At 51.6% G+C, this 12,273-nt stretch carries 12 protein-coding genes; 6 read left to right on the top strand and 6 right to left on the bottom strand.

The features are described 5' to 3' along the window. From fdnG to FDW92_RS13345, 4 genes are all read left to right on the top strand, one after another. On the top strand, positions 1–2,577 hold a 2,577-nt coding region (fdnG, locus tag FDW92_RS13360; RefSeq protein WP_137400639.1), incomplete at its 5' end, for a formate dehydrogenase-N subunit alpha. Positions 2,578–2,589: 12 nt separating this feature from the next. Beyond that, positions 2,590–3,474 (top strand): formate dehydrogenase N subunit beta, encoded by an 885-nt coding sequence (fdnH, locus tag FDW92_RS13355; RefSeq protein WP_042308353.1) that lies wholly within the window; start codon positions 2,590–2,592, stop codon positions 3,472–3,474. Next, positions 3,467–4,123 (top strand): formate dehydrogenase-N subunit gamma, encoded by a 657-nt coding sequence (fdnI, locus tag FDW92_RS13350; protein WP_016153106.1) that lies wholly within the window; start codon positions 3,467–3,469, stop codon positions 4,121–4,123. Before fdnH ends, fdnI begins: the two co-directional genes overlap by 8 nt. A gap of 127 nt (positions 4,124–4,250) precedes the next feature. Then, positions 4,251–4,850, top strand: coding sequence for an inorganic diphosphatase (locus tag FDW92_RS13345; protein ID WP_042308355.1), 600 nt, complete (start codon positions 4,251–4,253; stop codon positions 4,848–4,850). A gap of 47 nt (positions 4,851–4,897) precedes the next feature. On the opposite strand, the gene FDW92_RS13340 is transcribed toward FDW92_RS13345, so the two are convergent. The 3 genes from FDW92_RS13340 to FDW92_RS13330 all read right to left on the bottom strand — a co-directional run bounded on the left by FDW92_RS13340 (position 4,898) and on the right by FDW92_RS13330 (position 7,384). Further along, a complete protein-coding gene (locus tag FDW92_RS13340; RefSeq protein ID WP_042308357.1) occupies positions 4,898–5,182 on the bottom strand; it encodes a HigA family addiction module antitoxin in 285 nt (94 codons plus the stop codon). Beyond that, complete coding sequence (locus FDW92_RS13335) at positions 5,182–5,460, bottom strand: type II toxin-antitoxin system RelE/ParE family toxin (RefSeq protein ID WP_042308359.1); 279 nt, start codon at positions 5,458–5,460, stop codon at positions 5,182–5,184. Before FDW92_RS13335 ends, FDW92_RS13340 begins: the two co-directional genes overlap by 1 nt. A gap of 208 nt (positions 5,461–5,668) precedes the next feature. Beyond that, positions 5,669–7,384 (bottom strand): ABC-F family ATP-binding cassette domain-containing protein, encoded by a 1,716-nt coding sequence (locus tag FDW92_RS13330; protein ID WP_042308361.1) that lies wholly within the window; start codon positions 7,382–7,384, stop codon positions 5,669–5,671. Positions 7,385–7,803: 419 nt separating this feature from the next. Between FDW92_RS13330 and FDW92_RS13325 the strand changes: the two genes are divergently transcribed. Next, positions 7,804–8,706, top strand: a complete 903-nt coding sequence (locus FDW92_RS13325) for an endonuclease/exonuclease/phosphatase family protein (RefSeq protein WP_137400638.1) — start codon at positions 7,804–7,806, stop codon at positions 8,704–8,706. A 68-nt stretch (positions 8,707–8,774) separates the two neighbouring features. Here the strand turns inward: FDW92_RS13325 and maeA are convergent, their stop codons facing one another. Then, entirely contained in the window at positions 8,775–10,472 is a 1,698-nt protein-coding gene (gene maeA, locus FDW92_RS13320; protein ID WP_137400637.1) for a malate dehydrogenase, read from the bottom strand. Between the two features lie 179 nt (positions 10,473–10,651). Further along, on the bottom strand, positions 10,652–10,792 hold the full coding sequence (gene sra, locus FDW92_RS13315) for a stationary-phase-induced ribosome-associated protein (RefSeq protein ID WP_038640628.1): 141 nt from the start codon (positions 10,790–10,792) through the stop codon (positions 10,652–10,654). A 228-nt stretch (positions 10,793–11,020) separates the two neighbouring features. Here sra and osmC point away from each other — a divergent pair, with 228 nt between their 5' ends. Further along, complete coding sequence (gene osmC, locus FDW92_RS13310; protein WP_042308368.1) at positions 11,021–11,452, top strand: peroxiredoxin OsmC; 432 nt, start codon at positions 11,021–11,023, stop codon at positions 11,450–11,452. 47 nt (positions 11,453–11,499) lie between these two features. On the opposite strand, the gene FDW92_RS13305 is transcribed toward osmC, so the two are convergent. Then, the gene (locus FDW92_RS13305) at positions 11,500–12,270 is read right to left on the bottom strand and encodes a 3-hydroxybutyrate dehydrogenase (protein WP_042308370.1); all 771 of its coding nucleotides are present in this window, start codon (positions 12,268–12,270) and stop codon (positions 11,500–11,502) included. Positions 12,271–12,273 lie beyond the last annotated feature (3 nt).

The raw sequence follows: 12,273 nt of genomic DNA, 5'->3' as shown, positions 1-12,273 counted from the left end.
TGGCTTTCCACCGGGATGCTGTGTGCATCTGCAGCCAGTAATGAAACCGGCATGCTGACGCAAAAATTTGTGCGCTCACTCGGCATGCTGGCAGTAGACAACCAGGCGCGCGTTTGACACGGACCAACGGTAGCAAGTCTTGCTCCAACATTTGGTCGCGGTGCGATGACCAACCACTGGGTTGATATTAAAAATGCTAACGTCGTGATGGTGATGGGCGGTAACGCCGCTGAAGCACATCCGGTGGGATTCCGCTGGGCGATGGAAGCTAAAAACAACAATGACGCCACGCTGATTGTTGTTGACCCTCGTTTTACACGTACAGCCTCGGTGGCGGATATTTACGCACCGATCCGTTCCGGCACGGACATTACGTTCCTGTCCGGGGTTTTGCTGTACCTGATTGAAAACAACAAAATCAACGCTGAATACGTTAAGCATTACACCAACGCCAGCCTGCTGGTGCGGGAAGACTTTACGTTCGAAGACGGCCTGTTCAGCGGCTACGATGCTGAAAAGCGTCAGTACGATAAATCGTCCTGGAACTATCAGTTCGATGAAAACGGCTACGCCAAACGCGATGAGACATTAAGCCATCCGCGCTGCGTATGGAACCTGCTGAAACAGCATGTATCCCGCTACACGCCGGATGTGGTGGAAAACATCTGTGGTACGCCGAAAGAAGACTTCCTGAAAGTCTGCGAAGTGCTGGCTTCCACCAGCGCAGCCGATCGTACCACCACCTTCCTGTATGCGCTGGGCTGGACGCAGCATACCGTCGGGGCGCAAAACATCCGCACCATGGCGATGATCCAGCTGCTGCTCGGCAATATGGGGATGGCCGGAGGTGGTGTCAACGCCTTGCGCGGTCACTCCAACATTCAGGGATTAACCGACTTAGGTCTGCTCTCTACCAGCCTGCCGGGCTACCTGACGCTGCCGTCAGAGAAACAGACAGATCTGCAAACCTATCTGGCTGCGAACACGCCAAAAGCGACGTTGGCCGATCAGGTTAACTACTGGGGCAACTATCCGAAGTTTTTCGTTAGCCTGATGAAATCCTTCTACGGCAATGCGGCGCAGAAAGAGAATGACTGGGGCTTTGAGTGGTTGCCGAAGTGGGATCAGTCCTACGACGTGATCAAGTACTTCAACATGATGGACAGCGGAAAAGTCACCGGTTACATCTGTCAGGGCTTTAACCCGGTTGCGTCCTTCCCGGACAAAAACAAAGTGGTGCAGTCCCTGAGCAAACTGAAGTATCTGGTCGTTATCGATCCGCTGGTGACAGAAACTTCAACGTTCTGGCAAAACCACGGCGAATCAAACGACGTTGATCCGGCATCTATCCAGACCGAAGTTTTCCGTTTGCCGTCAACCTGCTTTGCGGAAGAGGACGGTTCAATTGCCAACTCCGGTCGCTGGTTGCAGTGGCACTGGAAAGGTCAGGACGCGCCGGGCGAAGCCCGTAACGACGGCGAAATTCTGGCCGGTATATACCACCGTCTGCGCGATATGTATCGCACCGAGGGCGGTAAAGCCGCAGAACCTGTACTGAAAATGAGCTGGAACTATAAGCAGCCGGACGAACCACATTCAGAGGAAGTGGCGAAAGAGAACAACGGCTACGCGCTGGAAGATCTCTATGATGCCAACGGTGTGCTGATTGCGAAGAAAGGCCAGTTGCTCAATAGCTTTGCGCTGCTGCGTGATGATGGTACTACGTCATCTTCCTGCTGGATTTATACCGGGAGCTGGACCGAGCAGGGCAACCAGATGGCCAACCGCGATAACTCCGACCCGTCAGGGCTGGGTAATACGTTGGGTTGGGCATGGGCATGGCCACTGAACCGTCGCGTTCTGTATAACCGCGCGTCAGCGGATCCGCAGGGTAAACCGTGGGATCCAAAACGCATGCTGATCCAGTGGAACGGTACGAAATGGACGGGGAATGACATCCCGGACTTCAACACCGCGGCACCAGGCAGCGGCACCAATCCGTTTATCATGCAACCGGAAGGTCTGGGACGTCTGTTCGCCATTGATAAAATGGCGGAAGGGCCGTTCCCGGAACACTACGAGCCGATGGAAACGCCGCTGGGTACAAATCCGCTGCATCCGAACGTAATCTCCAACCCGGCAGCCCGTCTGTACGAGGCGGATAAGCTACGCATGGGCACCAAACAGGACTTCCCGTACGTTGGGACGACTTATCGTCTGACCGAACACTTCCATACCTGGACCAAGCACGCATTGCTGAATGCGATTGCCCAACCAGAACAGTTTGTGGAAATCAGCGAAACGCTGGCGGCAGCGAAAGGTATTAATAACGGCGATCACGTGAAAGTCAGCAGCAAACGTGGATTTATTCGCGCAGTTGCGGTGGTGACACGTCGTTTGCGTACTCTGAATGTCAACGGTCAGCAGGTCGAAACGGTTGGGATCCCGATCCACTGGGGCTTTGAAGGAGTCGCGCGTAAAGGCTTTATCGCCAACACCCTGACGCCGAATGTCGGTGATGCAAACTCGCAAACGCCGGAATACAAAGCGTTTTTAGTTAACATCGAGAAGGCGTAAGGGGGCGAATATATGTCTATGGAAACGCAGGACATCATCAAACGGTCCGCAACAAACTCCATCACGCCGCCGCCTCAGGCCCGTGATTACAAAGCAGAGGTCGCGAAACTGATCGATGTGTCCACCTGTATAGGCTGTAAGGCCTGCCAGGTGGCATGTTCAGAGTGGAACGATATCCGCGATGAAGTCGGCCATTGCGTCGGGGTGTATGACAACCCCGCCGATCTCAGCGCCAAATCCTGGACGGTAATGCGATTTAGCGAAACCGAACAGAACGGCAAGCTGGAGTGGCTAATTCGTAAAGACGGCTGTATGCACTGTGAAGATCCGGGCTGCCTGAAGGCGTGCCCGTCTGCCGGGGCGATTATTCAGTACGCCAACGGTATTGTCGATTTCCAGTCAGAGCACTGCATTGGCTGCGGCTACTGTATTGCCGGGTGTCCATTTAATATTCCGCGCCTCAATAAAGAGGATAACCGCGTGTATAAATGTACGCTGTGTGTGGACCGCGTCAGCGTCGGGCAGGAACCTGCCTGCGTCAAGACCTGTCCGACCGGGGCAATACATTTCGGCACTAAGCAGGAAATGCTGGAAATGGGCGAACAGCGGGTGGCCAAACTGAAAGCACGCGGTTATGAACACGCCGGTCTCTACAACCCGGAAGGTGTTGGGGGAACGCATGTGATGTACGTTCTGCACCATGCCAACCAGCCGGAGCTGTACCACGGCCTGCCGAAAGAACCGCAGATCGATACCTCTATCAATCTGTGGAAAGGGGCGCTGAAACCGCTGGCCGCAGCCGGATTTATCGCCACCTTCGCCGGACTTATTTACCACTACGTTGGTATTGGTCCGAATAAGGAAGTGGACGACGACGAGGAGGATCATCATGAGTAAGTCGAAAATGATTGTGCGCACGAAGTTTATCGACCGCGCCTGTCACTGGACGGTGGTGATCTGCTTCTTCCTGGTGGCGCTGTCGGGAATTTCCTTTTTCTTCCCGACTCTGCAATGGCTGACGCAGACTTTCGGTACGCCGCAGATGGGGCGTATCTTACACCCGTTCTTCGGACTGCTGATCTTCGTGGCATTAATGTTCATGTTTGTACGCTTTGTTCACCACAACATCCCGGATAAAAAAGATATCCCGTGGCTGAAAAACATTGTGGAAGTGCTGAAAGGCAATGAACATAAAGTGGCGGATGTGGGCAAGTACAACGCCGGACAGAAAATGATGTTCTGGTCGATCATGAGCATGATTTTCGTGCTGCTGATTACCGGCATTATTATCTGGCGTCCGTACTTTGCGCAGTTCTTCCCGATGCAGGTCGTGCGTTACAGCCTGCTGATCCATGCTGCGGCGGGCATTATCCTGATGCACGCCATCCTCATCCATATGTATATGGCATTCTGGGTGAAAGGTTCGATTAAAGGCATGGTCGAAGGGAAAGTGAGCCGTCGCTGGGCGAAGAAGCATCACCCGCGTTGGTATCGCGAAGTCGAAAGACAAGAAGCGAAAAAAGAGAGCGAGGAAGGGGTTAATTAATCCCAGACGTTCTCCACGTAATGGCGCTACATCGGTAGCGCCATTTTTTTGCCAAAAAAACGTCATGTTACTGTCATCTGCTAAACGTAAGGTATTGTCTTTCCAATAATAGAAGAGTTAAAAGACAATGCATCTGGTGAAAAAATTACTCGCAGTTAGCGTGTTTCTTTGTGCGTCCGCTCAGGCGCAGAACATCCTCGAATTTCCTCAGCCGGAAAATAACCCGGAAGAGTTTTATGCCGTAACTGAAATTCCGGCAGGTGGAATGATTAAATATGAAACCGACGCCAAAACTGGTTTTATCGTTGCTGACCGTTTCCAGTCTATGCCGGTTGCTTATCCCGCCAACTACGGTTCACTAACCCAGTCTTTAGCCGGTGACGGCGACCCGCTGGACGTCATTTTTTATACCCGTGCGCCGTTGGCCCCTGGAACATTGATTAAGCTGCGCGCCATTGGCGTGCTGAAGATGATCGACGGCGGAGAAAAAGACGACAAAATTGTCGCCGTTCCGGCCAGTAAAATTGACCCGACTTATGATGACATCAAAGAGTTGAGCGATCTGCCCAAGATTGAAGTGCAACGCCTGGAATCTTTCTTCCGCGTGTACAAAGATCTGCCGGAAGGGCGCAAGAAGGTCGAATTAAACGGTTTCAACGACGCCGCCACGGCTAAGCAAGAGATCAAACAGGCCTGGGATGCCTGGAGAGAGAAAAAACCAAAGTAATAAATGGCATGCCGGATGGCAAAAGTTTATCCGGCATTCAACTTTTATTACTGCACTGCCAGTTTGCGCAGGCGTGAAGTATCCACGTTTTTTTGGGCCTCTGCCAGGCTCCAGCTATTTTGCAGGTTTAACCACATTTCGGGTGAACTACCAATTACGACAGAGAGTTTGATCGCCATCTCAGGCGTGAGGGCCGCTTTCCCGGCTAATAGTCGGCTTGCCGTCGAAGGTGCAATCTCCATCGCCCTGGCAAATTCGCGCAGACTGACATTGAGTTCGTCCAGTGCTTCCTGAATGATATCCCCAGGGCGGGGATGATTTGCCATTTTCATCAATGATAGTCCTCGTAGTCCAGTATGTACGCGTCGCCATTGACGAATTCAAACGTAATACGCCAGTTACCTGAAACAGAAATTGCCCAAATTCCATCACGCTCGCCTATAAGAGAATGAAGCTTATAACCGGGCATATTGATATCTGTAACCTTACTTGCCGCATCAATAACAGCAAGTCTGTGTCGTAATCGTCGGACATGCTTCGCCATAACGCCTGATGTTCGCCCATGAAGAAACAAGTCACGCAATCCTTTGTGTCTGAAGTTCATGATCATCCATATTTTCCTTGTTCCTTCAAGAGGAACATTACCATTAATGTTCCTTTAAGCGCAACACCAGGATTGCGATGTTTTAAATTTTGCGGCGAATGTGCACAAAGAAAAAGGGAGAAGGGGAATATCTGGAAAGCGTCACGCAAGAATTGCCGGATGACGGGCCTACACGCACATTTTGCTGATGTAGGCCGCCATCCGGCAATGCGGTTTACTCCAGTTGTGAGTTCAGCCGCGCAATCTCCTTACGCCATTGCGCCTGTAACAGCGGTTTTTGATGCTTCGGCTTACGAGCGAGATCGTCGGCCAGCCGCTGCTCCAGTTCGAGAAGTTGTTCCAGTAACGCATCACTGTCGCAGCTTATTTCATTTCTCGCTTCGACCACCATTTTCGGGACAGGTATCTCAGCAGATGTTTCCCGAATTCGCGCGTTGATCGCGTCCAGATCGTGCCATTCGCTGAGTTCGCCGTTATCAATAAACCAGAACCGGTTACAACTTTTGCTGATAAGCTGGCGATCGTGGCTTACCAGCAGCACGCCTCCGTGATAGCTTTGCAGCGTTTCAGCCAGCGCCTCTTTGCCTTCCATATCCAGATGGTTGGTCGGTTCATCGAGCATCAGCAGGCTATAACGCGCCAGAGTCAGTCCAACAAACAATAACCGGGAGCGCTCACCACCGCTTAATGTACTGACCCGCTGCGCGTGACGAACCCATGGAAAGCCCGCGCTAATCAGCGCCATTTTGCGGATATCAGGCTGAGGAGCGAACGCTTCCAGCGCGTCAAACAGCGAATCGTCATCAGCGAGTTGGTGCAGCGTCTGATCGTAATACCCCAGCGTAACGCGCGGGTGTAACACCAATGAAGGCGATGCCAACTGTGACTGAAACTGTTGCCAGATAAGCCTTAACAACGATGATTTCCCGCAACCGTTGCGCCCGACAATCGCTACGCGATCGCCGCTTTTTACGCGGATACCGGCTATCGAAAACAGCGAATCTGCGCCAGGAGCAGGGGCTACGGACAGATGAGTCATCTCCAGCAAACGATCCGCACGCAGGGCATCACCCTGCAATGTTAGTGTCCACTGACTTCCCGAGGTTACTTCGGTCTGTACCTCTTTCAGGCGCAACACCTGTTTTTCCATCTGCTTTGCTTTACGGGAAAGATCTTCGTTGTCGTAGACCCGTCCCCAGGTCGCCAACCGTTTGGCGCTGGCGGTGACGCGATCGATCTCCTTTTGTTCAGCCTTATGGCGCAAGGCATCGCTGGTGTCTCTGTCTACCAGAGCCTGACGCGCCGCGCTACAGGGGAGATCGAAGGCATGCAGGGTGCGATCGCGCAGGATCCAGGTTCCGTGAGTCACGGCATCCAGCAACTGCGGGTCGTGGGAAACAACCACAAAACTACCAGACCAGTTCTGTAAGAACTGTTCCAGCCACAGTAATGTGGGCAAATCCAGGTGGTTACCTGGCTCATCCAACAGTAGCAGGTCAGGGTTTCGCATCAGCGCCCGCGCTAATAACAGACGCGTGTGTTGTCCGCCGCTCAGCGTTTGTGCTGTCAGAGATAAATTCTCCGGCGTGAAACCCATTTCGGCCAGCAACGCTTCAACTCGCCATTGTTGGCTCGCGCGTTCATGCTCGGGAAGTTGAGCAAGCACCGCCTCTTGCAACGTCAGCGGCAGTATATCGTCAGGTAAATGTTGCTCCACACGCGCAAGATGACAGTGATTCGCCTGCGCAATTGTCCCGCTGGTGGGGGAAATCGTGCCATCGAGTAGTTTTAACAGCGTACTTTTGCCGCAGCCGTTGTAACCGATAAGTCCGATGCGGTCGCCTTTTTTCAGGGTGAAGGAAAGATCGTCGAATAGCGTACCGAATGCCGTATCAACGTGTAAGGATTGTGCGGTTAGTAATGTGCTCATTGTTGCTTACTCAAGAGTTACAGGCGTAAAAACGCCTCGTCAAACATCGCTGACGATAACCCGGTAAGCCCGAGAGAAGGGGATTGAGAAGTTAGCTTCGCTCAAGCAGAAGTTATCGCAGCACGATACCGATAACGCTTGAGCACTGGCGATCGCCAAAAGCATGTGAAACGATAAAACGTTCACAGTACAGCATAAGTATCCTCCTTTTGTTTTTCAGAATGTTAATCGGTGATGAAAGTGTAATCGCAACATACGCAGTAGCGCAAGCTTTGAACGCCCAGCAGATTACAAGACAAATAAAATCATGCAAAAGTTAATTTTCTTCGCGTCGAAAGCTTGGGTTAATGATCACAATAACGATCAATATTCTCCGGTATCCTATCGCGCACTATTTTATTATTTGGAGAATAGATGACATGAAAAAAACAATTACATTGACGATGATTGCGCTGGGATGTTTATTTGCAAATGCACAAGCAAGTGAAAAACTAGCGGGTAATGAGATACTTAAAGTGCAAAAAGGTGGTGTTCCTGACAAAATTTACACGCAGAATAAACCGCATTTAAAGATTGCCACCTATAACATTGGTAAAAATGAAGCATCTGCTGATGTGGCGGATTTTACGGCACTTAATTCAGCTATTAAAAGAATAGATGCAGATATTATAGCAGTGCCAGAGGTTGATAATAAAACAGGGCGCAGTCAAAAGATCGATCAACTCAAAAAAATCGCTGATGCCAATAAACTGTATTACGCCTTTGGTAAAGCACTCGATTTTTATGGCGGTGAGTACGGGTTAGGACTGCTTTCCAAATATAAAATATTGCACACGCAGGTGGTAAAATTACCGTCGGGTAATGCTGAACAACGCGTGGCGTTACTGGCGCAGGTTGACGTGCCTGGGTTTGATTCTGCCCCCATCATTATGGTGACCCATCTCGACTGGCAAAAAGATCCTACCATGCGTACGGAACAAGCCCGCTATCTGTTAGATATCAGCATTGGCGACGCGACATCAGATTTCCCGGATATCGCCTCCTCAATTAAAATCCTTGCAGGGGACTTTAATTCGACCCGGGACGAGCAGCCACTTAAAGAAATACGTTACTTTTTCAACGAAGTGACGAAAGAAGGAATTGATACGCGCAGTTGGCCAGCCGTTAACCCTGCGATCGATATAGACCATATTTTCACGTTTAAAGGGCAGAAGTGGAACGTCAAAAATCTGGAAATTCCACATAACTCACGCGAATTTACGTGGTCTACGGCGAGCGATCACCTGCCGGTTATCGCTGAGCTGGAACTTTCAGAACAGTAATCTACATACAGTATTTCGTTCATCGAACGCTTAAAATTGCCCGGCAGACTCAGCTGCCGGGCAAACCGTCAAATAGAAGTACGACGGTAGTCGCGATATTCCGCCTGCCAGAAATTATCGTCAATTGCCTGTTGCAGCGCTTCGGCGGATGTTTTCACCGCCACGCCTTGCTGCTGGGCCATTTTACCCACGGCAAAGGCAATCGCGCGGGAAACGATCTGAATATCTTTCAGTTCTGGTAACACCAGTCCTTCGCCGTTCAACACCAGCGGAGAATACTGCGCCAGTGTTTCACTGGCTGACATCAGCATTTCATCGGTAATGCGCGATGCGCCAGAAGCAATAACACCCAGCCCGATACCCGGGAAAATATAGGCGTTGTTACACTGGGCAATCGGAAAGACTTTTTCCTTCCACACTACCGGCGCGAACGGACTACCGGTCGCAACCAGTGCGTTACCTTCGGTCCAGGCGATAATATCCTGTGGCGTAGCTTCCACGCGTGAAGTCGGGTTAGACAGCGGCATGACGATCGGGCGCGGACAATGCTTGTGCATTTCGCGGATGATCTCTTCGGTAAACAGGCCGGTCTGTCCGGAAGCTCCAATCAGGATGTCCGGCTTAACGTTACGCACTACGTCGAGCAACGACAACACATCCTCTTGCGTATCCCAGTGCTGCAGGTTTTCGCGTTTTTGCACCAGTTTGGTCTGGAAGGAGAGCAGGTTCGGCATTTTGTCGGTTAACAGGCCGAAGCGATCGACCATAAACACGCGTTGACGCGCCGCTTCCTCGCTTAAACCTTCACGCTGGATTTGCGCGATGATCTGCTCGGCAATCCCGCAACCGGCGGAGCCCGCCCCGAGGAACACGATATTCTGTTCACTTAACTGGCTACCCGCCGCGCGGCTGGCGGCAATGAGCGTACCAACGGTAACGGCTGCGGTGCCCTGAATATCGTCGTTAAATGAGCAAATTTCATCGCGATAGCGGTTCAGCAACGGCATCGCATTTTTCTGTGCGAAGTCTTCGAACTGCAGCAGTACGTCCGGCCAACGATGCTTCACAGCCTGGATAAATTCATCGACAAATTCGTAGTATTCATCATCAGTGATACGCGGGTTACGCCAGCCCATATACAGCGGATCGTTCAGCAGTTGCTGATTGTTGGTACCGACGTCCAGAACGACCGGCAGGGTGTAGGCCGGACTAATCCCACCACACGCGGTATACAGCGACAGCTTACCGATCGGAATACCCATCCCGCCAATCCCCTGGTCGCCAAGGCCCAGAATACGTTCACCGTCGGTAACGACGATGACTTTGATATTGTGGTTAGGCACGTTCTGCAGGATATCGTCCATATTGTGGCGGTTCTGATAAGAGATAAATACGCCGCGCGCGCGACGGTAGATCTCAGAGAAACGCTCACAGGCAGCACCTACCGTTGGGGTATAGATAACCGGCATCATCTCATCAAGGTGATTATGCACCAGTCGGTAAAACAGGGTTTCGTTGGTGTCCTGGATGTTGCGCAGGTAAATATGCTTGTCGATTTCGGTTTTGAATCCCTGATATTGGATCCAGGCGCGTTCAGCCTGTTCTTCAATCGTCTCGACCACTTCCGGCAGTAACCCCAGCAGGTTGAAGTTACGGCGTTCTTCCACACTGAAAGCGCTCCCTTTATTCAGTAAAGGGAATTCCAGCAGTACCGGGCCAGCGTAGGGGATGTAAAGGGAACGCAGTTTTTTAGTTTCGTTTTCCATGTCACTCACTCTTTTTTGAATAACCGTCCCTGGCGTTCTTTATGATCGAGTGTGGCCTGTCCGCCAGGGAAACGGGCGAAGTATAAAGCATTGTGAATGGGTTAAGGGGTTTTATAAGCAAAAACACCACTGCGGTTGCAATGGTGTTTATCTCGTTATTCAGTCAGACCAGCGAAAGGCTATTTGCCGTCAGCGCGGCGCTTTCTTCCGGTAGGATTGTTGACCACACTGGTTTTGTCACCTTCGGTCACGACTTTACGTTGGTTTGAGATTTTGTGGTCCAGTCCAAGAATATGACGGGCCTGGCGGTTCGATTTCATTCTAACTCCTTAATCCTGTTTCTGGTTTCAAGGGCGAGTCCGTATAAAAACGGACGAAATACAACCTGATAGAAAGCCGATGTTTAAAATAACGGCTTTCAGGATGGTCGGTCATTTTATCTGAAAGGTCAATGCTTAAGCGGTAAATGCAGAACTATCCCGTATGTGTCATGCATTTTCTCAGGCGTCCTATACTTGTAACTTCAACGACAACACAGGAGAACGGTAATGACTATCCATAAGAAAGGTCAGGCACACTGGGAAGGCGACATTAAGCGCGGTAAAGGTACCGTATCGACTGAAAGCGGCGTGCTGAATCAGCAACCGTATGGGTTTAATACCCGGTTTGAAGGGGTAAAAGGCACCAATCCTGAAGAGTTGATTGGCGCGGCTCATGCGGCTTGCTTCTCAATGGCGCTTTCGTTAATGCTGGGTGAAGCGGGCTTTACGCCAGATGCCATTGATACCACTGCCGATGTTTCTCTGGATAAGGTGGATGCGGGTTTTGCGATAACCAAAGTAGCGCTGCACAGTGAAGTAAGCGTTCCGGGGATAGACGCCGCCACGTTTGACGGCATCATCCAGAAAGCGAAAGCCGGATGCCCTGTTTCGCAGGTACTGAACGCGGAAATTACACTGGATTATCAGCTGAAGTCTTAATCGTGGCGTGCCGGATGCGACTACGTCTTATCCGGCACCCGATGATGTTATTGCGCCACCCAGCCGCCATCCATATTCCACGCAACGCCGCGCACCTGTGCCGCACCGTCTGAACATAAAAATAACGCGAGTTCCCCTAATTGCTCCGGCGTGACAAATTCACGCGACGGTTGCTTTTCCGCCAGCAGGGCGTCACGTGCGACGTCAGGCGCCGCGCCTTCGGCAATACGTTTATCAATCTGCTGCTGGACCAACGGTGTGAGCACCCAACCGGGGCACAGCGCATTGCAGGTAATGCCCGTCTGCGCGGTTTCCAGCGCAATGGTCTTGGTTAATCCCACCACGCCGTGCTTGGCTGCCACATACGCGGATTTCTCTTTAGAAGCCACCAGGCCGTGAACCGAGGCGATATTAATGATGCGTCCCCAGTTTCGTGCGCGCATACCCGGCAGCGCCAGCCGCGTAGTGTGAAAAACGGAGGAGAGGTTAATAGCAATAATCGCATTCCATTTTTCAACCGGGAAGGTTTCTACCGGAGACACATGCTGGATCCCGGCGTTGTTGACCAGAATATCCACGCCGCCAAATTCGCTTGCGGCATAGCGCATCATGTCAGCAATTTGCGCCTCATCGCTCAGGTCCGCGCCGTGGTAGCCTGGCGTTTTGCCATGCTGCGCCACGGCGTCTTTGGCGGCTTCAACATCACCAAACCCGTTGAGGATCAACGTAGCGCCCGCTTGTGCCAGCACCTGAGCGATGCCTAATCCAATACCGCTGGTCGAGCCGGTAACCAGGGCGGTTTTTCCCGTTAAGTTCATGAT

Source organism: Citrobacter sp. wls706 (assembly GCF_005281305.1).
Lineage (GTDB): Bacteria > Pseudomonadota > Gammaproteobacteria > Enterobacterales > Enterobacteriaceae > Citrobacter > Citrobacter werkmanii.
Note: the sequence above shows the minus strand (reverse complement) of the source record. Positions and strands in the feature narration are given on the sequence as shown.